Source organism: Teichococcus rhizosphaerae, from assembly GCF_002631185.1.
Lineage (GTDB): Bacteria > Pseudomonadota > Alphaproteobacteria > Acetobacterales > Acetobacteraceae > Pseudoroseomonas > Pseudoroseomonas rhizosphaerae.
Genome location: NZ_PDNU01000012.1, coordinates 115,091 through 137,994 on the forward strand (window position 1 = coordinate 115,091; position 22,904 = coordinate 137,994).

The 22,904-nt window shown below is 74.0% G+C and carries 24 protein-coding genes; 11 read left to right on the plus strand and 13 right to left on the minus strand.

Translation table 11 applies throughout. The features are described 5' to 3' along the window. The first annotated feature begins 17 nt into the window (after positions 1–17). A complete protein-coding gene (locus tag CR162_RS09120) occupies positions 18–1,007 on the plus strand; it encodes an NAD(P)-dependent oxidoreductase (RefSeq protein ID WP_099095235.1) in 990 nt (329 codons plus the stop codon). 120 nt (positions 1,008–1,127) lie between these two features. On the opposite strand, the gene CR162_RS09125 is transcribed toward CR162_RS09120, so the two are convergent. The 8 genes from CR162_RS09125 to CR162_RS09160 all read right to left on the minus strand — a co-directional run bounded on the left by CR162_RS09125 (position 1,128) and on the right by CR162_RS09160 (position 9,369). Beyond that, positions 1,128–1,859 (minus strand): pyridoxine 5'-phosphate synthase, encoded by a 732-nt coding sequence (locus CR162_RS09125; protein ID WP_099095279.1) that lies wholly within the window; start codon positions 1,857–1,859, stop codon positions 1,128–1,130. Between the two features lie 5 nt (positions 1,860–1,864). After that, positions 1,865–2,875: a 4-hydroxythreonine-4-phosphate dehydrogenase PdxA gene (pdxA, locus tag CR162_RS09130; protein WP_099095236.1), complete on the minus strand. Its 1,011-nt coding sequence runs from the start codon at positions 2,873–2,875 to the stop codon at positions 1,865–1,867. A 73-nt stretch (positions 2,876–2,948) separates the two neighbouring features. Next, the gene (ypfJ, locus tag CR162_RS09135; protein ID WP_099095237.1) at positions 2,949–3,833 is read right to left on the minus strand and encodes a KPN_02809 family neutral zinc metallopeptidase; all 885 of its coding nucleotides are present in this window, start codon (positions 3,831–3,833) and stop codon (positions 2,949–2,951) included. Positions 3,834–3,921: 88 nt separating this feature from the next. Beyond that, entirely contained in the window at positions 3,922–5,289 is a 1,368-nt protein-coding gene (gene cysG, locus CR162_RS09140) for a siroheme synthase CysG (protein WP_099095238.1), read from the minus strand. Positions 5,290–5,433: 144 nt separating this feature from the next. Next, on the minus strand, positions 5,434–6,939 hold the full coding sequence (gene glpK / locus CR162_RS09145; protein WP_218014863.1) for a glycerol kinase GlpK: 1,506 nt from the start codon (positions 6,937–6,939) through the stop codon (positions 5,434–5,436). A 79-nt stretch (positions 6,940–7,018) separates the two neighbouring features. Next, positions 7,019–7,603 carry a histidine phosphatase family protein gene (locus tag CR162_RS09150; protein WP_099095239.1) on the minus strand — a complete coding sequence of 195 codons (585 nt, stop codon included), beginning with the start codon at positions 7,601–7,603 and terminating at the stop codon, positions 7,019–7,021. Beyond that, positions 7,597–8,094 (minus strand): DUF427 domain-containing protein, encoded by a 498-nt coding sequence (locus CR162_RS09155; protein WP_099095240.1) that lies wholly within the window; start codon positions 8,092–8,094, stop codon positions 7,597–7,599. The genes CR162_RS09150 and CR162_RS09155 overlap by 7 nt, the downstream gene beginning before the upstream one ends. A gap of 75 nt (positions 8,095–8,169) precedes the next feature. Next, positions 8,170–9,369: an amidohydrolase family protein gene (locus CR162_RS09160; protein WP_099095241.1), complete on the minus strand. Its 1,200-nt coding sequence runs from the start codon at positions 9,367–9,369 to the stop codon at positions 8,170–8,172. 288 nt (positions 9,370–9,657) lie between these two features. Here CR162_RS09160 and CR162_RS09165 point away from each other — a divergent pair, with 288 nt between their 5' ends. The 8 genes from CR162_RS09165 to CR162_RS09200 all read left to right on the plus strand — a co-directional run bounded on the left by CR162_RS09165 (position 9,658) and on the right by CR162_RS09200 (position 16,661). Then, positions 9,658–10,308: a flavin reductase family protein gene (locus CR162_RS09165; RefSeq protein WP_099095242.1), complete on the plus strand. Its 651-nt coding sequence runs from the start codon at positions 9,658–9,660 to the stop codon at positions 10,306–10,308. Positions 10,309–10,333: 25 nt separating this feature from the next. Then, the gene (locus tag CR162_RS09170) at positions 10,334–11,125 is read left to right on the plus strand and encodes an SDR family NAD(P)-dependent oxidoreductase (protein WP_099095243.1); all 792 of its coding nucleotides are present in this window, start codon (positions 10,334–10,336) and stop codon (positions 11,123–11,125) included. Between the two features lie 125 nt (positions 11,126–11,250). Beyond that, positions 11,251–12,459 (plus strand): YncE family protein, encoded by a 1,209-nt coding sequence (locus CR162_RS23085; RefSeq protein ID WP_099095244.1) that lies wholly within the window; start codon positions 11,251–11,253, stop codon positions 12,457–12,459. 5 nt (positions 12,460–12,464) lie between these two features. Beyond that, the gene (locus CR162_RS09180) at positions 12,465–13,322 is read left to right on the plus strand and encodes a polysaccharide deacetylase family protein (RefSeq protein ID WP_099095245.1); all 858 of its coding nucleotides are present in this window, start codon (positions 12,465–12,467) and stop codon (positions 13,320–13,322) included. A gap of 18 nt (positions 13,323–13,340) precedes the next feature. After that, entirely contained in the window at positions 13,341–14,288 is a 948-nt protein-coding gene (locus tag CR162_RS09185; RefSeq protein WP_099095246.1) for a sterol desaturase family protein, read from the plus strand. A 45-nt stretch (positions 14,289–14,333) separates the two neighbouring features. Then, complete coding sequence (locus tag CR162_RS09190; RefSeq protein WP_099095247.1) at positions 14,334–14,942, plus strand: DUF938 domain-containing protein; 609 nt, start codon at positions 14,334–14,336, stop codon at positions 14,940–14,942. A 117-nt stretch (positions 14,943–15,059) separates the two neighbouring features. Beyond that, the gene (locus CR162_RS09195) at positions 15,060–15,518 is read left to right on the plus strand and encodes a hypothetical protein (protein WP_141563118.1); all 459 of its coding nucleotides are present in this window, start codon (positions 15,060–15,062) and stop codon (positions 15,516–15,518) included. 144 nt (positions 15,519–15,662) lie between these two features. Beyond that, entirely contained in the window at positions 15,663–16,661 is a 999-nt protein-coding gene (locus CR162_RS09200; protein WP_176559788.1) for a cyclase family protein, read from the plus strand. A gap of 72 nt (positions 16,662–16,733) precedes the next feature. Here CR162_RS09200 and CR162_RS09205 read toward each other — a convergent pair whose 3' ends face one another. From CR162_RS09205 to CR162_RS09220, 4 genes are all read right to left on the minus strand, one after another. Then, entirely contained in the window at positions 16,734–17,663 is a 930-nt protein-coding gene (locus CR162_RS09205) for a WcbI family polysaccharide biosynthesis putative acetyltransferase (protein WP_099095250.1), read from the minus strand. 15 nt (positions 17,664–17,678) lie between these two features. After that, positions 17,679–18,815 carry a GSCFA domain-containing protein gene (locus tag CR162_RS09210; RefSeq protein ID WP_099095281.1) on the minus strand — a complete coding sequence of 379 codons (1,137 nt, stop codon included), beginning with the start codon at positions 18,813–18,815 and terminating at the stop codon, positions 17,679–17,681. A 147-nt stretch (positions 18,816–18,962) separates the two neighbouring features. Further along, a complete protein-coding gene (locus tag CR162_RS09215) occupies positions 18,963–20,084 on the minus strand; it encodes an extracellular catalytic domain type 1 short-chain-length polyhydroxyalkanoate depolymerase (protein WP_245870223.1) in 1,122 nt (373 codons plus the stop codon). 67 nt (positions 20,085–20,151) lie between these two features. Continuing rightward, entirely contained in the window at positions 20,152–20,724 is a 573-nt protein-coding gene (locus CR162_RS09220; RefSeq protein ID WP_099095251.1) for a hypothetical protein, read from the minus strand. A gap of 267 nt (positions 20,725–20,991) precedes the next feature. Between CR162_RS09220 and CR162_RS09225 the strand changes: the two genes are divergently transcribed. After that, entirely contained in the window at positions 20,992–21,534 is a 543-nt protein-coding gene (locus tag CR162_RS09225) for a diacylglycerol/lipid kinase family protein (protein WP_099095252.1), read from the plus strand. Positions 21,535–21,768: 234 nt separating this feature from the next. Continuing rightward, on the plus strand, positions 21,769–22,605 hold the full coding sequence (locus CR162_RS09230; RefSeq protein WP_099095283.1) for an inositol monophosphatase family protein: 837 nt from the start codon (positions 21,769–21,771) through the stop codon (positions 22,603–22,605). Positions 22,606–22,652: 47 nt separating this feature from the next. On the opposite strand, the gene CR162_RS22340 is transcribed toward CR162_RS09230, so the two are convergent. Then, positions 22,653–22,808: a hypothetical protein gene (locus tag CR162_RS22340; RefSeq protein WP_176559789.1), complete on the minus strand. Its 156-nt coding sequence runs from the start codon at positions 22,806–22,808 to the stop codon at positions 22,653–22,655. Positions 22,809–22,904 lie beyond the last annotated feature (96 nt).

Consider the following 22,904-nt stretch of genomic DNA (forward strand, 5'->3'; position numbering starts at 1 on the left):
GAAACGGAGGCCGTCCGTTGAAAGTCTTCCTGACCCACACCGAGACGGCCTTCGCCAACTACTATGGCGAGCGCCCGCTGGCGGCGCTGCGCCAGCACGCCGAGGTGGTGCGCAACCCCACCGGCCGCGTGCTGCAGGGCGCTGCCCTGGCCGAGGCGGCGGCGGGGTGCGACGCCATCATCGCCGACCGCGCGACCCCGGGCCTGGCCGAGACCTTCGCCGCCGCGCCCGACCTTGCGGCCTTCCTGCGCTGCGCCGTGGACATCGGCACCATCGACGTGCCGGCCGCCTCGGCGGCGGGCGTGTTGGTGACGCGCGCCACGCCGGGCTTCACCGATTCCGTGGCCGAGCTTGGCATGGGGCTGGTGATCGACCTGGCGCGCGGCGTTTCCGCCGGCGTGCAGGCGGCGCGCGCGGGGCGGGCCATGGTGCCGGCCATGGGCACGCAGCTGCGCGGCGCCACGCTGGGGCTGGTCGGCTATGGGCGCATCGCGCAGCGCATGGCCGCGCTGGCGCGTGCCTTCGGCATGGAGGTGCTGGCCAACGATCCCAGCCCGCCGGCGGCGGCGGAGGGCGTGGCCTTCCTGCCCCTGCGGGATGTGCTGGCCGGAGCCGATTTCGTCGTCTGCCTCGCCCCCGCCACGCCGGACACGCGCGACCTGATGGATGCCGGCGCCTTCGCGGCGATGCGGCGCGGTGCCTTCTTCGTCAATCTCGCGCGCGGCGAGCTGGTGGACGAGGCAGCCCTGGCGGCGGCGCTGGACAGCGGGCATCTCGGCGGCGCCGCGCTCGATGTCGGCCGCGCGCCGGACCAGATGCCGAGCCCCGCTCTCGCCCACCGGCCCGATGTGGTGGCGACCCCTCATATCGGCGGCCTGACCCGCATGGCGACCGAGCACCAGGCGATGGACACGGTGCGGCAGGTGGCCGCCCTGGCCGCCGGCACCCTGCCGGAAGGCGCGGTGAACGCCGAAGCCGCCCACCGCCTGTCCCGCCTCGGCCGCTAGAGCAGATCCCAATCAGATGGAAGCATCTGATCGGGTGAAGATGCTCGCAAGAACAGAAAGCTAGAGTAGCAGACGTGGGCCAAGGCGAACGGAAACTGCTCTAGCCGCCCCCCACCCTCCTCAGTGGCCGGTTTCGGAACGGCCCGTGGCGATGGCGGCGCGCATCCGCGACACCGCGCCCGGCAGCCCCTCGAACACCGAGGCCCCGATCAGGAAGTGGCCGATGCTCACCTCCTCCACCTGCGGAATGGCGGCGATGCCGACGACGCTCCCGTAATCCAGCCCGTGCCCGGCATGGCAGGCGAGACCAAGGCGGGAGGCGTGCTCGGCGGCGGCCCGCAGCCGGGCCAGCAGGGGCGCGCGTGCCTCGGGGGCGGCGTCCGCATAGGTGCCGGTGTGCAGCTCAATCGCCTGGGCGCCCAGCGCCGCCACGGCATCGATCTGCGCCGGGTCCGGCTCCACGAAGAGCGAGACCTCGATGCCGGCGCCGGCGAGCTGGCGCACCGCCTCGGCGAGGTAGGGGCCGGCGCCCTTCACGTCGAGCCCCCCCTCGGTGGTCAGCTCGGCGCGCTTCTCGGGCACCAGGCAGCAGGCGGCGGGGGCGAGGGAGAGCGCGATGCGCACCATCTCCTCGGTGGCCGCCATCTCGAAGTTCAGGCGCAGCCCGGGCTCGGCCGCCATGCGGCGGGCATCCTCGTCGCGGATGTGGCGGCGGTCCTCGCGCAGATGGATGGTGATGCCGTCGGCCCCGGCGGCGAGACAGGCGCGCGCCGCCTCCACCGGGCAGGGGAAGCGGCCGCCGCGGGCGTTCCGCAGCGTCGCGACATGATCGACATTGACCGACAGGCGCAGCGGCGTCACGGACTCTCTCTCCTGCGATGAGCGGCAAGCTCGGCGGCCAGCCGCAGGGCGGCGACCAGGCTGCCCGGATCGGCCCGGCCCTGGCCGGCGATGTCGAGCGCGGTGCCATGATCGGGGCTGGTGCGCACGACGGCGAGGCCCAGGGTGACGTTCACCCCGCCATGCATGTCGAGCGTCTTCACCGGGATCAGCGCCTGGTCGTGATACATGCCAAGCGCCGCGTCATAGCCGGCGCGGGCCTGGGGGGTGAACAGCGTGTCGGCCGGGTAGGGGCCGCGCGCGTCGATCCCCTCCGCGCGCAGCGCGGCGATGGCGGGGGCTATGATGTCCCGCTCCTCGGTGCCCATGGTGCCGTCCTCGCCGGCATGCGGGTTCAGCCCGGCCAGCGCCAGCCGCGGCGCGGCGATGCCGAAATCCCGCCGCAGCCCCTCCGCCGTGGCGCGGCCCGTGGTCACGATCCGCTCCACCGTCAGGCTCTCGATGGCGCTGCGCAGCGACTGGTGGATGGTGACCGGCACGGCGCGCAGCCCGGCGGCCGTCAGCATCATCACCGGAGGCCCCCCGCCGGGCGCCAGGGCGGCGAGGAACTCGGTGTGGCCGGGATGCGGGAAGCCCGTGGCGGTGAGCACCGATTTCTGGATCGGGTTGGTGACCACCGCGCCCACCTCCCCCGCGCGCGCCAGCGCCACGGCGCGCTCGATGGCGGCGATGACGGGGGGCGCGTTGCGCGGGTCCGGCCGGCCGGGCCGCACGGGCGCCGCCAGCGGCAGCGGCAGCACCGGCAGGGCTGCGGGGAAGATGGCCGTGGCCGCGGCCGGGCTTTCCACCACCTGGTGGGGCACGCCGCCCAGAAGGGAGGGATCGCCGAGAAAGAGAAAGGCCGGGCCGGTCTCGCGCAGGGCGGCCCAGGCGCGCGCCGCGATCTCGCCGCCGATCCCGGCGGGTTCGCCCATGGTCAGCGCCAGCGGAGGAGCCGGGGGAAGGGCCGGAAGCGGCGATGCGGTCATGCGGGAGTCGGTGTCCGGCAGGTGGCGTGAGCATGGGCCACCACCTGCCGGCGGGCGTCAAGGCCGCGCGTGTTCAGCGCAGCCCGGCGAAGGTGTCGCAGGCGGCCAGCTCGCCGCGCTCCAGCCCGGTGCGGAACCAGCGCACCCGGTCCTGCGACGAGCCATGGGTGAAGCTTTCCGGCTGCACGCGGCCTTGCGCGCGCCGTTGCAGGCGGTCGTCGCCCACGGCGGCGGCGGCGTTCAGCCCTTCCTCCACGTCGCCCCGCTCCAGGATGGCGCGGGCCTGGTCGGCCTGCTTCGCCCAGAGGCCGGCGAAGCAGTCCGCCTGCAATTCGACCCGCACCTGGATGGCATTGGCCTCGGCCGGATTGCCGGTCTGCCGCTGCAGGGAGCGCGTCAGCTCCAGGACGCCGAGCTGCTGCTGCACATGGTGCCCCACCTCGTGCGCGATGATGTAGGCGGCGGCGAAGTCGCCATTGGCGCCGAGCTGCCGCTGCAGCTGCGCCATGAAGTCGAGGTCGATGTAGATGCGCTGGTCGTTCGGGCAGTAGAACGGGCCGACCTGGGACTGCGCCGCGCCGCAGCCGGACTGCACGGCGCCGTTGAACAGCACCAGCACCGGGTCCTGGTAGGGCCGGCCCAACTGGCGGAACTGCGCCTTCCACACCAGCTCCGTGTCGCCCAGCACCTGCGCGACGAAGCGGCGCTCCGCGTCGCCGCCCGTGATCTCGCTGCCGCCCGAGCCAACGCCGGGGCGGGCCTGCTCCGTCCGCTGCGCCGGCATGCCGCCATCCTCGGTGAGCAGCACGGACGGGTCGATGCCGAGCGCCAGGAGGATCACCACCAGCACCACGCCGCCCAGGCCACCGCCCACCGCGATGCCACGGCCCCCGCCGCGACCACCGCCGCGGCCCCGCCGGTCCTCGACATTCCTGCTTTCCGGGCCATCGAGCCGCATTGTCGTTCATCCTTGTTGCGCCGGCGGCATACTGGCCCTGGCAACGCGCGGCCATGGCCCCGGTTGCTGGGCAGGTCAAGGGCGGCGGTCAGCCGCCCCGCGCGGCCTGCTCCCCGCCGCCCTTTGCGCCGCCCGTTGCGCCGCCCGTCGCGCCGGCCAGCGGGGCGCCCCGCGCGCAGGCCTCGCCCAGCAGCAGCAGGGCCGGCCCATCCTCCACCCAGCCACCCGCCCGGCGCGCCACCTCGGCGAAGCTGCCGCGCAGCACGCGCTGCCGGGGCGTGCCGCCGCGCTCGATGAAGGCGGCCGGCTGCGCGGGGTCGCCGCCCGCCGCGACGATGCCCTCGAACAGCAGGGGCAGGGTGGTGACGCCCATATAGACCGCCACGGTCTGGCCGGGCTGGGCCAGGCTGGCAAAGTTCACATCCAGCCGGCCATCCCGCGTGTGGCCGGTGACGAGGGTCAGGCTGCGGGCCGCGTCGCGGTGCGTCAGGGGGATGCCGGCCTGCGCCGCGCAGGCCAGGGCCGCGGTGATGCCGGGCACCACCTCGCAGGCGATGCCGGCGGCCTCCACCGCCTCCTTCTCCTCGCCGCCCCGGCCGAAGATGAAGGGATCGCCGCCCTTGAGCCGCACCACCTTCAGCCCCTCCCGCGCCAGGCGGACCAGCAGCGCGTTGATCTCGCCCTGCGGCACGCAGTGATGCGCGCGCACCTTGCCGACATAGATGCGCCGCGCGTCGCGCCGCGCCAGCGCCAGCACCTCATCCGGCACCAGCCGGTCATGCACGACGACATCCGCCTCGCCCAGCAGCCGCAGCGCCCGCAGGGTGAGCAGGTCGGCCGCGCCGGGGCCGGCGCCCACCAGATGCACGCTGCCCGCGGGCGCCGCCTCGGCCCGTTCCAGCGCGGCCGCGAAGGCGGCGTGCGCCTCCGCCTCGCGCCCCTCCTCGGCGAGGCGGGCGGCGGGGCCGGAAAGGGCGGCGTCGAGGAAGCGGCGGCGGGCGGCGAGGCCGGGCAGGCGCGCGCGCACGGCCTGCCGGAAGTGCCGCGCCATCGCCGCCACCCGGCCGAGCCCCGGTGCCAGCACGGTTTCGACGCGCTGCCGCGCCATGCGCGCCAGCACCGGCGCCGCGCCCCCCGTGCCGATGGCGATGGTGATGGGGTCGCGGTCGACGATGGCGGGGGTGACGAAGCCGCACAGCTCCGGCCGGTCCACCACGTTCACCGGAATGCCGCGGGCGCGGCAGGCGTCGTGAAGGGCGCGGAGATCCTCCTCCGGCGCGCCGGCGGCGCAGGCCAGCGCGATGCCTTCCAGCAGGTCCGGCGCGAAGCGCGCGGCGCGGCGCGGGCGCGCGCCGGCCTCCTCCAGCAGCGCGGCCTTGGCCTCCAGCGCCTCGCCGCCGCCCAGCAGCAGCACGTCGCGGCCCTGAAGGTCCAGGAAGATGGGGAAGTGGCGCATCGCGTCTGTCCATACGCGCGCTGGACGAGGCGGGGCAACAGGGCGCCGGCCAGCCGGCGGCGGAGACCGGCCTTCGCCGCCCGGCGCTTCCCGCCGCCGCCATTCGGCCGGGCACCAGGCCGGATGCCCGGCCGGGGCCCTGGCTCAGCGCGGGGAGGAGAGCGTTCGCCGCACCGCGTCGCGCCACCCGGCATAGGCCGCCTCCCGGGCCTTGGGCGGCATGCCGGGCTCGAAGCGCCGCTCCAGCTGCCAGCCCGCCGCGAAGCCCTCCGGCTCCGGGCACAGGCCCGATTGCAGCCCCGCCAGATAGGCCGCGCCGAGCGCCGTGGTTTCCCGCACCGCCGGCCGGTCCACCGGCGCGTCGAGCAGGTCCGCCAGGAACCGCATGGCCCAGTCCGAGGCGGCGAGGCCGCCATCGACGCGCAGCACCGGGATCTCGCCGGCCATCGCCCAGTCGGCGTGCATCGCCTCGAGGAGGTCACGCGTCTGGTAGCCGACGCTTTCCAGCGCCGCGCGGGCGAAGTCGGCCGGTCCGGAATCGCGGGTCAGGCCGAAGATGGCGCCGCGCGCCTCGGCATCCCAGTGCGGCGCGCCGAGGCCCACGAAGGCGGGCACCATGTAGAGCCGGCGCGCCGGGTCGGCGCGGGCCGCGAGCGTGCCGCTCTCCTCCGCCGCGCGGATCAGGCCCAGCCCGTCGCGCAGCCACTGCACCGCCGCCCCGGCGACGAAGATGGCCCCCTCCAGCGCATAGGTCCGCCGGCCGCCGAGCTGGTAGGCGATGGTGGTGAGCAGCCGGTTGCGGGAGCGCACGGGCTGGGCGCCCGTGTTGAGCAGGGTGAAGCAGCCGGTGCCGTAGGTGGCCTTCACCATGCCGGGCGCGAAGCAGGCCTGGCCGATGGTGGCCGCCTGCTGGTCGCCGGCGATGCCGCGGATGGGAATGGCGCCGCCGAGCAGGGAAGGCTCGGTGTGGCCGAACTCGGCGGCGCAGTCGCGCACCTCCGGCAGCAGGGCGGCGGGCACGCGGAACAGCGCCAGCATCGCCGGGTCCCAGCGCCCGGCGCGGATGTCGTAGAGCAGGGTGCGGGCGGCGTTGGTCGCGTCCGTCGCATGGACGCGGCCGCCGGTGAGCCGCCAGAGCAGGAAGCTGTCCACCGTGCCGAAGGCGAGGTGGCCCGCCTCGGCGGCGGCGCGCGCCCCTTCCACCTCGTCCAGCAGCCAGGCGATCTTGGTGGCGGAGAAATAGGGGTCGATCAGCAGGCCCGTGCTGGCGGAGACCGCCTCCCCATGGCCCTCGTGGCGGAGATCGGCGCAGCGCCGCGCCGTGCGCCGGTCCTGCCAGACGATGGCGTTGTGGATGGGGCGGCCCGTGGCGCGGTCCCAGATCACCACCGTCTCGCGCTGGTTGGCGATGCCGAGGGCGGCGACGTCGCTCGCCGCCAGCCCCGCCTTCGCCAGCGCGCCGCGCAGGGTCGAGAGGGCGGTGCGCCAGAGATCCTCGGCATCGTGCTCCACCCAGCCGGGGGCGGGATAGTGCTGCGGGAACTCCTCCTGCGCCACGGCCAGCGGCCGCAGCCCGGGCGGCCGGAACAGGATGGCGCGGGTCGAGGTTGTGCCCTGGTCCAGCGCCAGGATCGCGCCCTGCATGGTCATGCGGTGTGGTGTCCTCGCGGAAGCATGGGCGGCCACCATGTCGGCTTCCGGCCGGTTCGTCGAGGCGGGGAGGGCGGGGTCAGCCCGGCAGGCGCCAGCGGCCCAGCACGCTGCTGTCGGCCCGCAGCACCGCCACCTCGCCCGGGGCGGGGAAGATGCCCGTCAGCGCCGTGACGTTCACCTGGTGCGTCACCAGGACGGCGGCGCCGCGCGGCGCCTGGTCCGCGATCCAGCGGCGCAGCGCGGCGGTGGCCGCTTCCCGCTCGCCGCCATTCCCGAAGAAGGAGTTGAGCGCCGGCAGCGGCGCCACCGGGCCGAGGCCGAGCAGGCGGGCCGTTTCCAGGCAGCGGCACCACTGGCTGGAGAACACCGGCAGCGCCGCCAGCCCCGCCGCGCGGAACGCCCCGCCGATGCGCGCCGCCTCCGCCCGCCCGGCATCGGGCAGGTTGCGCTGCGTCCCGCAGGCATCTAGGCGGAAGCCGGGCGGGTCGCCCCCGCCCGGAGCGGTGGCATGGCGCATCAGCGCCACATGACCGCCGCCGCGCAGCGCGCCCCACGGATCGGGCGCCTGGGCCGCCGCCGGTGGGGATGAGGGCAGCGCCACGGCCGGAAGGACCAGAGCTGGGAGGACCAAGCCAGGCAGCAGGGCGCGGCGGCTCACCATCCGCGCGTTTCCGGCGCGCCCTTGAAGGGGCCGACGACACGATCCGTCACCCAGCCGCCATAGAAATCGCCGGGCTGCGGGCGGACCCGCTCCTCGCCCACCCAGCAGGCATCGACGCGCCCGGCATAGAAGGCGAGGCAGCCGGCGATGGCGCGGAAGGCCGGCACGGGATCGGGGTAGCTCCAGGCGGCGTTGGGCGCGATGCGGCCGTCCAGCTCCAGCGTCCAGTAGGCGGCGCGGCCCTTCCATTCGCACCAGGAGCCGCCGGGGGCGGGGCGCAGTGCATCCAGCCGGATATCCTGCGGCGGGATGTAGTAGGCGGGCGGGTGGCTGGTTTCCAGCACGCGCCATCCGGCGCGGCTGTCGGCGATCAGCTGCCCGGCGAAGGCCACGCGCAGGCGCTCGGCCACCGGCTCCAGCCGGGGCGGGCGGGGGTAGTCCCACACGGATTCCTGCCCCGGTCCCGGCTCGGCACGTTGCGGATGGGCCATGATCCCGCTCCCTGGCTGCTCCCATGCGGCATCTGGGGGCGAGGCGCGGCCTGAACAGGGGCGGCGCGCCGCCCTTCAGGGTGCCCGCGGCAGCGCCACGCCGTCGCGCGCCACCACTTGGCCGCGCTTGACCACCAGCCGGCGCGGTGGATGCGCCACCACCGCCTCGGCCAGCGTTTCCGCCTGCACCAGCACCACATCGGCGCAATCGCCGACGCGCAGCCCGTAATGCGGCAGCCGCATCACCGCGGCGCCCCCCTCGGTGCAGACGGAGAGCGCCATCTCCAGCTCGTCGTCGCGGCGGAAGTTGTTGCGCAGGCCGAGCAGCATGGCGCGCTCCAGCATGTCCGCGTCGCCATAGGGGCCCCAGGTGTCGCGGATGCCGTCCGAGCCGGAGCAGACGCGGATGCCGCGGGCGCGCAGCTTCGCCACGGGCGGCACGGGGCGGCTGGCGGAGCCCGTGGTCATGATGCCGATGTCGAGCGCCGCGATCTGGTCGAGCAGCCCGTCCACCATGGCGGTGTCGGCGTCGCCCAGGCAGAAGGCGTGGCTGATCACGACCTGGCCCTGCATGCCGAGCGCCAGGGTGCGCTCGAAGATCAGCTCCATGCTGAAGGCGCCGAGCAGGCCGGGCTCGTGCAGGTGGATGTCCACCGGCCTGCCGAAGCGCTGGGCGAGGCCGAACACGGCATCGAGCTGCCCGGCCGGGTCGCGGTCGATGGCGCAGGGGTCGAGGCCGCCCACCACGTCGGCACCCAGGCGCAACCCCGCCTCCAGCAGCGCCAGCGTGCCCGGCCGCGCCAGCAGGCCGGACTGGGGGAAGGCCACGATCTCGATGTCGATCACGTCGCGGTAGGCGTCGCGCGTGGCCATCACCCCTTCCAGCCCGGACAGGCCGAGCTCGGTGTCGATGTCCACATGGGTGCGGATATGCGTGGTGCCGTGGCCGATCGACTGCACCACCTGCCGGGCCGACTGCCGGCGGGGGTCGATGCCCCATTCCCGCTTCAGCCGCCGCTCGGTGTCGATCTTGTCGATCAGCCGGGGCCCTGCCTGGTGCGGCCGCCAGCCCATGCCGAGCAGGGACTTGTCGAGATGGGTGTGGGCTTCCACGAGGCCCGGGATCAGCAGCGCGCCGCCGCCGGGCTCCACCGGCACGCCGGGCGGCGCCTCGACCTCGGGGCCAAGGCCCGCGATGCGGCCGCGCCGGATCAGCAGGGCGGAGGGCGCGCCGCCCATCGGGCGGATGTCGGTGATCAGCAGGTCCTGGGTCATGGCTGTCTCCCGCGCCGCCGGCGGCCCTGGCGCCCACCCTCGGCGGGATCGGCACGAGACGGTATACAAATCCGCCGGAAGCTGCCAAGCCCAGGCAAGGTGCCCGCGGCCCCTGGCCCGGCTCCTGCCCCGGCCCTTGTCCCGGCCCCTGCGAGGAGGACTTCATGCCCTGGCCTGCCCGATGAGCGGGACGCGCGTGACCGCCCGGCCCGGCGCGAGCGCGGGAGGCGCCGCCGCGCCCGGGCCCCGGCGTCCTCCTGGCCGCCCCCTCCGAGACAGAGTTGCCGAATGACCGAGACGCGAGAGTTCGACTTCGCCACGCTGACGCCGCGCGAGCGCTACAAGCTGCTGATCGGCACGGTGGTGCCGCGCCCCATCGCCTGGGTGGTGACGGTGGATGCCGCCGGCCGCCCGAACGCCGCGCCCTACAGCTTCTTCAACTGCCTCTCGGCGGACCCGGCGATCGTGGCGCTGGGCATCGAGTTCCGCGCCGGCGGCGCGCCCAAGGACACGGGACGCAACATCCGCGAGACCGGCTGCTTCACCGTCAACATCGTCTCCGACGCGCTGGTGGAAGCGATGAATGTCTGCGCCGTGCCCTTCGCGCCGGAGGTGGACGAGCTGGAGCGCGCCGGGCTGGAGCTGCTGCCGGGCACGGCCGTGGCCAGCCCGCGCATCGCCCGCTCGCCGGCGGCGCTGGAATGCCGGCTGCACTCCTTCCTGGAGATCGGCGCCTCCCGGGAGATCGTGCTGGGCGAGGTGGTGCACGCGCATCTGCACGCCGGGCTGGTCAACGACAGCCTGCATGTGGACCCCGTGGCGCTGGACGCAGTGGGCCGCATGGGGGGCCATGGCTATGCCCGGACGCGCGACCGCTTCGACCTGCCGACCATGGACGCGGCGCGCTTCGATTCCGGCGACTGGCCGCGCAGGAGCTGAAACCCGGTCAAAGAAGGAGGACGCGATGGATTTCACCCAGGAACTGAAGGGACGGCGCGTGGTCGTGACCGGCGCCTGCGGCGTGGTCGGCGGCTGGATCGTGGACACCTTCGCGCGGGCCGGCGCCACGCTCTGCCTGACCGATGGGAACGCGCAGGCCCTGGAGGCGCTCGCCGCCACGGTGCCGCTCGGGGCGGAGGGCTTCGCCCGCGCCGTGGACCTGACCAACGCCGCCGCCATCGAGGCGCTGGCCGGCGAGGTGGGCGCGCGCTGGGGAGCGGCCGAGGTGCTGGTGAACAATGCCGGCGTCTATCCGAGCGGCTTCCTGCTCGACATCGACGCGGCGGAATGGGACCGCGTCATGGGCGTCAACCTGCGCGCGCCCTTCCTGCTGACGCGCGCCCTGGCGCGGCAGATGGTGGCGAAGGGCGTGAAGGGCAGCATCATCAACATCTCCTCCGGCGCTTCCCGCCGGATGCGCCGCACCGTGGTGCCCTACTGCGTCTCCAAGACGGCGCTGGACCGGCTGACCAAGGGCTTCGCCATCGAGCTGGCGGAATACGGCATCCGGGTGAACGCGCTGGAGCCTGGCTTCGCTCCCGGCAGCACCGCGAGCCCGCTGCCCGAGGCGCATGTGCGGGCCACGGTCGCGGGCATCCCGCTCGGCCGCGCCAGCTCGCCGCAGGATGTCGGCAACGCGCTGGTCTACCTGGCCAGCAGCGCCTCGGCCTACATGACGGGCGGCACCATGACGGTGGATGGCGGCAACTCCATCGGCTCCCTCGCCGTGCACCAGGACAAGAAGTCGGCGCTGTGAGCGCGCGGGCCCGGCGGGCAGGCGCCGGCCCGGCCCTCGCTGGCGGCAGGGCGGAGGAAGCTGCTATCCTTCGGGGAGCGCCAAGTCCCGGCCGGGCCGGGCCTTCATCCCGAAAGCCATGCCGCATGCGCCTGCCCCGTGCCCTGACCTCCCCCTGGCTGGCCGCCCTGCCGGCGCTGGCGCTGCTGCTTGGCGCTCCCGCCACGCCGCGCGCGGCGGGGCTGGTCTATGTGCTGAACTCGGGCGACGCCACCATCCAGGTGCTGGATGGCGAGACGCGGGCGGAGCTGCGCCGCATTCCCGTGCTGCGGGAGGTCCACCACCTGGCGCTGACGCCCGATGGCCGCACCCTGATGGTGGGCGATTCCGGCGCCAACGAGATGCTGATGATCAATCCCGCCACGGGCGAGCTGATCCGGCGGGAGGCGCTCTCCAACCCCTACCATCTCGGCTTCAGCCCCGATGGGCGCTTCCTGGTCATCACCAGCCTGCGGCGGGACCAGGTGGACCTCTACCGCTGGGACGGCGCCTCGCTCTCCCTCGCCCGGCGGCTGGGCATGCCGGACATGCCGAGCCACCTCGCCTACAGCCCCGATGGCCGCGTGGTCTATGTCACCCTCCAGGGCAGCGGCACGGTCTCCGCCATCAGCCTGGAGACGATGGAGCCGCTCTGGAGCGCGGCGGTGGGGCCGGAGCCGGCGGGCATCATCTGGCATAATGGCAAGCTGCTGGTCGGCATCATGGGCGCCGACCACGTGGCGGTGCTGGACCCCGCCACCCAGGCGGTGGAGCGCACCATCGCGGTCGGGCGCGGCGCGCACGCCCTGTTCCCGAGCCCCGACGGCAAGGCGATCTATGTCACCAGCCGCGTCGACAGCCGCATCACCCTGCTCGATCCCGCCAGCCTGGAGGTGGTGCGGACGCTGAAGGTGCCCGGCGGGCCGGATTGCGTTTCCATCGACCCGCAGGGCCGGCTCTGGGTGACGCTGCGCTGGCAGGGGCGCATCGGCGTGCTGGATGTGGAGACGGGCAAGCTGGAAACCCAGCGCGTCGGCCGCTCGCCGCATGGCATCCTCTACGCGGCGGCCCCGGCGGAAGCCGCCCCCGCATCCGCCTCCGCGCCTGTGCCCGCATCCGCTCCGGCTCCGTCCGCCGGGGCGGCCCCGGCCAGCACCCCGGCCAGCACCCCGGCCAGCGCCCCGGCCAGCGCCCCGGCCAGCGCCCCGGCCAGCGCCCCGAGCGGCACCCCGAGCGGCACCCCGGCCGCGCCTGTCGCCGTTCCCGCCGCCCCGGACCGGGAGGGCGCGGCGCCGCCCGCCCGGCCGGCGCGCTGAGCGCCATGCCGGTGCCGCCGCCCCGGCGTGCCCTGCTGCGCGCGGCGCTGGGCGGGGCCGCCGCCCTGCCGCTCCTGCCGCGGCTGGCGGGGGCCGCGCCTTCTCCGGCTCCCTCCACCCCTCCGCCCGCCATTCCCGTGCCTGCGGCGCAGGCATCTTCCGCGGCGCGCCCTGCCCTGGCGCAATGCCGCGCCGGCACGCTCTACCTCACCATCGACACGGGATGGGGGCGGGAAGCGGAGAGCATCGCCGGGGCGATGCGCGCGCGCGGCGTGCGCGCCACCCTCTTCGTGGCCGACGAGCCGGATTTCCGGGGCGGCCGCACCCTGGGGGAGAGCTGGGCGCCGTTCTGGCGCGCCCGTGCGGCGGAGGGCCACGCCTTCGCCAGCCACACCTTCCGCCACTGGTACTTCGGCGCCGATCCGGGGCCGGGGCGGGTGCGCTACGCCTCGCGCCGGGGCGAGGGGGCGGAGGTGCTGGACGGCGCCGGGCTCTGCGCCGAGCTGGCACGGCCGGTCGAGGCGCTGCGCCGCATGGCGCCGGAAGCCCGGGTGCTGCCGCTGTGGCGCGCCCCGGGCGACCGCACCACGCCCAACGCGCTGCGCCTGGCCGCCGCCTGCGGCCTGCGCCACCAGGGCTGGACCGCCCGCGGCTTCCTGGGGGACGAGCTGGACAGCGCGGCCCATCCCAACGCCACGCTGCTCCGGCGCGCCCTGGGCGGCATCCGGGATGGCGAGGTGCTGGTGATGCACTGGGGTGTGCGCAGCCGGCGCGAGCCGTTCGGGCTGGTCTTCGCGGATCTGCTGGACGGCCTGCTGGCCAGGGGCTTCTGCTTCGCCACCCTGCCGGAGCAGGGCGCATGACCGAAAGGGAGGGCGCGCATGATCGCCGCGCTTGAGGATCTCTGGTTCGCCGGCCAGGGCTGGCTGTTCGAGACGCTGGTGCAGCCCGTGCTCTACGCCCTCGGCCTCATGGAATGGGCCGAGGACGCCTTCGAGTGGATGGACTTCGCGCTATTCGGCGTGCTGCAGGTGGCGGTGATCTACCTGGTGTGCCGGCCGCTGGAAGCCTGGAAGCCGGTGGAGCCGCGCACCGATGCGCGCAGCATCCGCACCGACATCCTCTACACCCTCCTCACCCGCCTCGGCCTGCTGCCGCTGGTGGCCTTCATCGCCTTCGCCTCGATGGAGGCGCGGCTGGCCGGGCTGGTGGCCGATAGCGGCTGGGTGCCGCCGACGCTCGAGACCCTCTTTCCCGTGCTGCGGCAATGGCCGCTGCTGGCGCTGGCCGTCTACATCGTGGTGCTGGATTTCGGCGAATATTGGCGGCACCGCTTCCAGCACACATTCGGCTGGTGGTGGGCGCTGCACTCCATCCACCACACGCAGCGGCAGATGACCTTCTGGACGGATGACCGCAACCACATCCTCGACGATGTCATCGGCGCTGTCTGGTTCGGCGCCATCGCGCTGCTGATCGGCGTGCCGCCGGGGCAGTTCCCCATCGTGGTGCTGGTGCTGCGGCTGGCCGAGGCGCTGAGCCATGCCAATCTGCGCCTTTCCTTCGGCCGGGTGGGGGAGCGGCTGCTGGTCTCGCCGCGCTTCCACCGCCTGCACCACAGCGAGCTGGCGCCGGGCGAGGAGGGCCGCAACTACGGCGTGCTGCTGCCAGTGTGGGACTGGATGTTCGGCACCGCCGATTTCCGCCGCGACCGCTTTCCGCCCACCGGCGAATCCTCGCTGCCGGAGGCGCTGGCCACGGGCGGCTGGTGGCGCCAGCAGGCGCTCGGCCTGCGCCGCATGGGCGCGGCGCTGCTCGGCCGCGGCTGAGGCGCGCCGCTTGACGGCGCCGCGCCGGCGGGGAAGGGGAGGGGGATGAGCGACAATCCCCGCATCTCCTCCCCCGCCGCGCTGCGCAACCGCGAGCCCATCCTGGCCGTGCTGCGCCGGCACCTGCCGCCCACCGGCCTGCTGCTGGAGATCGCCAGCGGCGGCGGCGAGCACGCGGTGCACTTCGCCGCCGGCCTGCCGGGCTGGACGGTGCAGCCCACCGACCCCACCCCCGAGGCGCGCGCCAGCATCGCCGCCTGGGCCGCCGAGGCCGCGCTGCCCAATCTCCGCCCGCCCCTGGCGCTCGACGTGCGCGCGGCGCCCTGGCCGGTCGCGCGGGCCGATGCGGTGCTTTGCGTCAACATGGTCCACATCGCTCCCTGGTCCGCCACGCCGGCCCTGATGGCGGGCGCCGCGCTCTGCCTGCCGCCCGGCGCGCCGCTGCTGCTCTACGGCCCCTTCCGGCGTGGCGGCGCCCACACGGCGCCGGGCAATGCCGCCTTCGACGAGAGCCTGCGCCAGCGGGACCCGCGCTGGGGCGTGCGCGACCTGGAGGCCGTGACGGACGAGGCCGTCGCCGCCGGGTTCCACCCCGGCGCGGTGGAGGAGATGCCGGCCAACAACCTGGTGGTGCTGTTCCGCCGCGCCGGCTGAGCCTCCTGGCTTCACCGCCCCGCAAGCATTCCCGGGCCAGGCTCCGCGGGACGGCAGGAGGTCGAGGAGGAGGATGGGATGCGCGCCGGGCGGATGATGGCGCCGATGTTGGCGTCGATGATGGCATCGATGATGGTGCTGGGGCTGCCGGCCTCCTGGCCCGTGCCGGCCCGGGCCGAGGCGCCCCTGGCGCGCTTCGCGGCGGCGGATCCGGCGGCGCTGGCGGCGGTGGAGCAGGTGCGGGGCCCGCTGCTGCGGCGCGTGCGCGCCAATGGCCTGCCGGTGGAGGTGGCGGCGCTGCGCCTCGACCTCGACGGCGATGGCGAGCCCGAGATCCTGGCCCGGCTGTCCACCCCGCGTGGCTGCGCGCCGCTCGGCCGCCCGGATTGCCCGCTGGTGGTCCTGCAACGCCTGCCGCGGGGCCGGCACATCGAGATCGGCACCTTCCTGGCCGACAGGGTGCGGCTGGGCGGCGGGAGCCACCATGGCTGGCGGGACATCGAGACGCGGCTCGACAACGGCCCATGGCGCCGCGCCGCCTGGAGCGGCACGCTCTACCGCCCGATGCGCCGCTGAGGCCGGGCCACCGCTTCCCCGTCACAACGCGTTGATGGGGGCAGGCCGGCCGGAGCCGGCGCTGGCCATCCTCCCGGCGCATCCGCAGGCTGGGGCGCGGCCCGCGAGAGGCCGCCCATGAAGCGAAGATTGTGGAGGAATGCCATGAAATCCCTGTCCCGCCGGTTCCTGCTCGGCGCGGCCTGCCTCGGCTGCGGCGGCGCGCATCTCGGGCTGCGCGCCACGCCCGCCCAGGCCCAGTCGGCCACGCCCCCGCGGTGGAGCCCGCCACCCGCCGCCGAGCGCTGCCCGTCCCGCTGGGGTCCGCAGGACCGGCGCGGCAGCATGAACCTGATGACGCCCGAGCGCGCCAAGCGCGCCGCCGGGCTGGTGCGCAACGGCACCATGGTGGAGCTGGGCCACACCCTGGCCCAGACCATGCCCTTCTTCGGCACCCGCCGCTTCGACGTGCATCTGAAGCGCACCTTCATGAACCCGCAGGCCAACCGGCGCGGCAGCAACGAGGAGGTGGTGGTGGCCGAGATCGGGCAGGTCGGCACGCAGCTCGATGCCTTCCCCCACCAGACCATCGGCGACGAGGTCTATAACTGCGTCAAATACGAGGACATCGCCGGCCGCGACGGCTTCAGGGAGATGGGGGTGGACCGGATCGGCACCATCTTCACCCGTGGCGTGATGATCGACGTGGCGGGGCTGAAGGGCGTGCCCACCCTGCCGGACGATTACGAGATCACCGTGGCCGACCTGGAGCAGGCCTTGCAGCGGCAGGGCGTGGCGCTGGAGGAGGGCGACGCCGTCATCATCCACACCGGCTGGGGCCTGCTCTGGGGCAAGGAGAATGCCCGTTACGTGGCGGGCTGCCCCGGCATCGGCGTGGCGGCCGCGCAGTGGATCCTGCAACGGAACCCGATGCTGATGGGCTCCGACAACTGGCCGGTGGAATGCGCGCCCTCCAAGACCATGCCGGATGCCAGCCTGCCGGTGCACCAGCTCGCCCTGGTGGTGCATGGCGTGCACCTGCTGGAGAACATGCGGCTGGAGGAGCTGGCGCGGCGCAGCCAGTCGGAGTTCGCCTTCATGTTGCAGCCGCTGAAGGTCGCGGGCGGCACCGGCTCCACCGTGGCGCCCACCGCGATGTTCTGAGTGCCGCCCGTGCCCGTGCCCGTGCCCGTGCCCGTGCCCCGTGCGGTGGGCGCTGGGCCGGGCGGGCGGGCGTCAGGCGGCGGCCTCCCCGGCCGCCTCCACCAGCTTCAGCTCGGCGCGGAGCAGCGCCAGCGCGGCGGCGGCCCGGCTGTGCCCGGCCACGGCCTGCGCCACCCGCTCCGGCATGGTGGCATAGTGCTCGTAGCTGCGGGCGATGAAGGCGGGCAGGTCCATCACGCCGAGCGCGCGGTCGCCCTTGGCGGGGATCGGGCCGCGGAAGTGCAGATGGCCGCGCAGGCCGAGCCGGCGGCCGATCTCGGGGTAGAGCGGCCAGACCGGGTGGTTCAGCAGGCGGTCGCCCAGCGCGCCGCCGAGCTCGCTGTCTCCCTCCGCCAGGCCGAGCCGCCGCAGCACGGCGTGGCAGACATCGGAGATGACATAGGGCTTGGGGTGGATCACGGTGTGCATGAAGAGGCGGCCGCGCCAGCCTTCCAGCAGCGCCGCGCCATCGAGGCCGAAGCCCTCCATGTGCGCGATGAAGGCCCGGCTGGCCAGGGCGAACTCCTGGAAGTAGCCGAGCCGCGCATAGACGAAGCTGTTGAACAGGCGCGCCGCGCGCGCGGGCGGCAGGCCGGCGGCGAAGGCGGCCGCGACCAGGGCGGAACTGGCCGTGCCCATCGGACCCTGGAGGTTGCCCTCGGCATCGCCGAGCGAGATGCAGTCCGGATGGAAGCCGCCAAAGGTGATGCCGGGGATGAAATGCAGGTTGGCGTGCCCCGCCTGCGCCAGAACGGGGCGCCGCAGGGGGCCGAAGCGGGCGGCGCCGATGGGCTGGATGAAGGCGTGGTCGTAACCCGGGATGGCGGCGGCGATGTCCTCGGCCCGGCGCGCCGTGTCCGGGCGGGTTGCGGGAAGGAAGTCGATCTCGGCCTCCGGCAGCCAGATCTGGAGCGCGTCCCGAAAGCTGCCTGCCTGGCAATTGCCGATGAGCAGTATCTTCATCATGTCCTCCGGGCCTCAGCGCAGGCTGCGCTCGATCTCTTCCTCGTCGCAGATGATGTCGAGGTTCCTGGCGTATTCGGCGGCGTAGTCCACCGCGCTGGTCTGCGCCGGCGGGCCGGCCAGGGGAGCCGCCGCCTCCACCGGAGCCTCGGGGGGCGGCGTGAAGAAGGGCCCGGCCGGCGGAGCGGCCTCGCCATCCGCTGGCGCCTGGCGCAGCAGGTGGCGGCTGAACACCTCCATCACCGCCCGCACCCCCTCCGGCGTCACGGAGCGGAGATCCTCCCCGTAATACCGGCCGCGCGACTGCGGCCCGGTGATGATCTCGAAGGAGGGGAAGTAGAGGATGCCTGGCATGGCATCGGCCACTTCCTGCGCCGCCACCCGCAGTACGGACTTGCTGTAGATGGTGGCGGGCAGCACATGCCGCGCCGAATAGGTGGCGATCAGCGGCACGGGCGACACCGTCAGGATCACCCGCACGGCGGGGTTCACCGCGCGCAACCGGTCGATGAACTCCGCGAGGTCCGCGCAGACCTCGGCGGCGGTGAAGTTGTGGAAGGCGTAGTCCCCGGCGGGACGTCCGGCGCCGGCCACGCCGGGCGCCAGCGGATAGGCCGCGCCGTCCAGCCGGCTGGCCCAGCCTTCCGTCAGGCCCAGGGTGAAGACGAAGACGTCGCATTCCTCGAAGGCGCGGCGGATGGCCCGCAGATGCGGCTCGCGCGCTTCCCGCACCGCGGCGGCGCTTTCATGCCCCGCCTCCAGGATGCGGGGGCGGAAGGCGTCGATGAAGCGCCCATCCGGCCTTTGCCAGACATCGTCCTGTGGCTCGAACAGCCCATAGGCGCGGTTGAAGGTCTGCAGCAATTGCCGGCAGGTGTAGATGTTGCCGTAGCGCGCCGAGAAGAGGTCGTAGCCATGCGGATCGGCCGGCCCCTCGGCGCCGGCTTCCGTCCGCAGATAGGTGAAGCCCTGTGCCACGAGGTGGCGCGCGATGTGCTGGGCAAAGCAGCTTCCGGCCGTGGCCACGGCGTCGCGCGGGCCGATGGTGAAGGGGGAACCGGCCAGCGGGTCCACCGCGCCCTCAAGGGCAGGGCGCGACACGGCGCGGGACCAGAAGGCGTGGTCGGGCAGGCCGAGATAGGGATTCCGCATGCGCGCACCCGCCATGGTTGCAGGCGCCCCGGTGCGGCGCCCGCACCCTTTGTGGCGCGGGGCGGGCCTGCGGGTCAATCCGGGCCCGGGCGGCCCTTTCCACCCTCCCGCCCATTGCACCTTGTTTTTCGCGGGCCTTCCGCCGGGTCAGCCGTCCCGCAGGCCCGCGATCCGCAGCGCCTTGCGCAGCAGCCGCGCGGCGAGCGACGGGCGCTCCGTCACTTCCCGCGCCTCCCCGTGCCGGTCCACCACAAAGGCCCGCTGCGGCGCCGGCGCCAGGCCCCAGAAATCCAGGATGGCATGGGTGGAGGAGAGGCCGACATCCAGCATGTAGGGACCGGCCTGGCCAAGCCGGCCCTCGGCGTCCCCTTCCTCGCGCAGGGGGTTCAGCGGCACGCCATGCGCCAGGCGGTCGATGCCATGCGCCTCGACCAGGCGCTGCCCGTCCGTTCCCAGCCACAGCCGGTGCGTCACGCCATCCGCCGAGGCGCTGCCGCTCGGCCTTTCCAGCGCCAGCCCGTGCAGCTCCAGCCACTGCTTCAGGATCTCCTCCGCATTGGCCGGGGCCACCGTGCGGTCGGCGCCGCCCTGCCAGACGGAAAGGCGCGGCCAGCGGCCGGCATGGGCGGAGGCGGCGCGCACCGGCGCCGCCCGCTCGGCGGCGCTGCGAGCCTGCGGATGGAACATCGCCTCGAAGGCCTGCGGCACGCTGGCTGCGGCGCGGTAGGGCAGGCCGGCGATGATGGCGCCGGCCGCGAACACCTCCGGGTAGCAGGCCAGCAGCGCCATGCCCATGCCGCCGCCGGCGGATAGGCCGGTGACGAAGACGCGCCGCGGGTCCAGCCGGTGCCGGCGCAGCATCCATGCCACCATCTGGCGGATCGACGCCACCTCGCCCGCATCCCGCCGCGTGTGCTCCGGCTCGAACCAGTTGAAGCAGCCCTTGGGATTGTTCGCGGAACGCTGCTCCGGCAGCAGCACGGCGAAGCCCAGCCGGTCCGCCATGACCGACCAGCCGCAGCCCCGGTCATACCCGGCGGCCGTCTGGGTGCAGCCATGCAGCGCCACCACCAGCGGCGCGTCCGGGCCGAGGCCGGGGGGCACATGGACCAGCATCCGCAGCCCGCCCGGATTGGCGCCGAAATCGGCGATCTCCTCCAGCCCGCCCTCATCGGCCGGCGCTTCCCTGGCGCCGGCATGGAGATGGCTCCAGCGCTGGCGCAGGCGGATCAACCTGTCCAGTCCATGCAGCGCAGGGGTCACGGTCATCCTTTCCGCATTGTCCGTCCGGCAGGCGGGCCGCCCGCGGGGCCACGCCTGGGAGCGGCGCCGGGCCTCAGCCTCCGTCCGTCCTGGTGTGCAACGCACAAACGCTGCGGTGGATGCTGCGGATCAGCTCCGGCAGGTCCTTGCTGTCCACCGTGGCGGCGGAGACGTAGCGGGAAACCATGTTCGCGGTGAGCACCAGGGAGGCGGGCGCCGCCTTCCGGACCGGCGCCGGCGCGGGGGCCTCGCCCGGTTCATCGCCGCTGGGGGCGGATGCCTGCCCTTCCGAGATCGGCGCTGCTTCCGGGGCGGTGGCAGCGGGGGCTGGCGGGGTGGCGGCGGTTTCCGGCCCGCTCGGCGGCTGTTCGGCGGCCGGCATATCGGCGGGCGTTGCCACGGGTTCAGGAGCGGCAGCGGCCAGGGGCGCTTCCGCCGCCGGGTCCGGCCCCGGCTGTTCCAGCAGGCGCCCCAAAGTGGCGGCCGTCTCGTAGAAACCATCGTTCCGCAGGGCGAGGCAGGGCTTTCCCTCGATCCAGAACACGCGCCGCTGCATCGACAACAGCCCGACCTGCTGTTCGTCGGCCGCCACGAAGCGGCAGCCACGGGCCATGGCGGCCGCGGCCTGTTCAGGCGTCAGGTTCACGAGACGATTGTCCTTTGAAGTCGATCCACGCGGGAGCGGAAAGGCCGGGTCAGGGCGCCGCTGCTTGACAGTAGCATGATCGGGAACTCGAAGTGTTGGCCGCTTTCGCGGAGAGATTGATAAGTCCTGAACTCTTCAATGCGATTTACCGCAACTCGTCCGTTTTTTTCTACAACTCTCTTCAGTTCCCGCATGACGTTGCGGAGAGGCGGCCAAGCCGAGGCTGCGGAGCGCGGAACGGCGATGCCCATGCCGTGTTAACCCGGCATGAAAGCCCTCCTGTTTCACAACGAGCCGGAGCTGGTCATCGTGGCGGGCGGGGACGGCACGGTGGGCCGCATCGCCGCCCGCATGTCCGTCCGGACCCGCCTCGCCATCCTGCCCTTCGGCACGGCCAACAACCGAGCCCGGTCGCTCGGTCCCTGGGCCTCCCATGAGGCGCTGGCCGATTGCTGGCGCCAGGCCCGTCATGTGCGCCTCGACCGTGGCGTTGTCGAGGGGCTGGGCGAGAAGCGGCGCTTTCTGGAGGCGGTGGGCTTCGGTGCCCTCGCGCGCGCGGCGGACCATGCCGACAGGAGCGGGACGGAAGGGGTGGAGGCCGGACGAGCCGCCTTCCGCACCATCCTCTCCCATGCCGAGCCGCAGCGCTTCAGGGCCCGGCTGGATGGCGCGCCCTGGGAAGGGGAAAGCCTGTTCGCCGAGGTGAGGAACATCCCCCTCTTCGGGCCCAACCTGGCCCTTGCCCCGCAGGCGAGCCCCGGAGACGGCTCCACCTCGTCGTGCTGTCGCCGGAGCGGCGGGAGCGCATGATCGACTGGCTGTTCGCGCCTGAGAAGGGGCCGCCGCCCACGGAAAGCCGCGCGGCGCGCGAGATCCTCCTGTCCTGGCCCTGCGGGCCGGTGCGGCGGGACGACCAATGCCAGGATGACCCGCTGCCGGAGGAGATCCGCTTCGGCCTGGAGGCGGAGGCGATCACCGTGCTGGTGCCCCCCCCGCCGGAAGCGCCGGTCCCGCCAGGGAGGGAAGGAGATGAGGGAGGAGGGCATGAAGAGGGCGTTGCCCCAGGGGCTGGGCGCTTCCCTGCTGGCCGAGATCGAGGCCACGGCGCTGGAACTGGCCCGGCTGGCCGGGGAGCAGATGGCGCAGGCGCTCGGCCATGCGCTGGTGGTGGAATACAAGAGCGATGGCGCGGGCCATGTCAGCCTGCGCGATCCGGTTTCCGAGGTGGACCGGGCGGTGGAGGTGCTGATGCGCGCCCGGCTGGCGGAACGCTTCCCCGGCCATGACGTGCTGGGCGAGGAGATGCCCGACCGCCCCGCCTTCGGCAGCCCCTTCGTCTGGGCGGTGGACCCGGTGGACGGTACGGCGAACTTCATCAACGGCTTTCCGCTGTTCTCCGGCTCCGTGGGCGTCCTGCTGGAGGGGCGGCCGGTCGCCGGCGCGGTGTGGTGCGCCTCGAGCCACGCGCTGCGGGCGGCCGTCTACCATGCCGCGCTCGGGGGCGGGCTCTCCTTCGAGGGCGAGCCGGTTATGCGCTCCCACAATCCGGCGATCCGCCGCCGCCTCGCAGGCCTGGCGAACCGCGCGCCGGACATTCCCTCCGCCTGGGAGGTGCGCCGCACCGGCTCGGCGGCGATCGAATGCGCCTGCATCGCCGCGGGGCTGTTGGAGGTGGCGAGGTTCGAGGCGCCGAATGCCTGGGATGTGGCGGGCGGCTTCGCGCTCGTCCAGGCGGCGGGCGGCACCATCCGCAGCCTCGGGCCCCAGGGCTGGGAAGCGTTCGAGGGGTTCGGCGGCGCGGAGGAGCTGGCGGCATGGCGCCGGCCCGTGGTGCTGGGGCGGGCGGAGGCGGTGGAGCTGCTCTGCGCGGCGACAGGCTGATGCCGGGCGGGAGGAGCCTTCCGGCTCCCCCCTTGGCAAACGCGGCCTCAGCCCCAATTGCCGGAACGGATGAGGGCCATCAGCTCGGCGGGGATCTCCTGATCCGCCGCGGCAGGCGCCGGGTGCTCCAGGCAGCCGCGCAGCCAGGTGTCGAGCGCCCGGTCCGGCAGGCTGCGGAGGGTCGGCGGGAAAGGGATCTTCATGGTCTCGGGCCTGTCGTCGGTCACTGGCTTCGCCCTCCCGGGCGCGTGCGTCTCAGCGGCCTTAACAGAGTTGAACAACGTGCGGTTGCGCGGCGC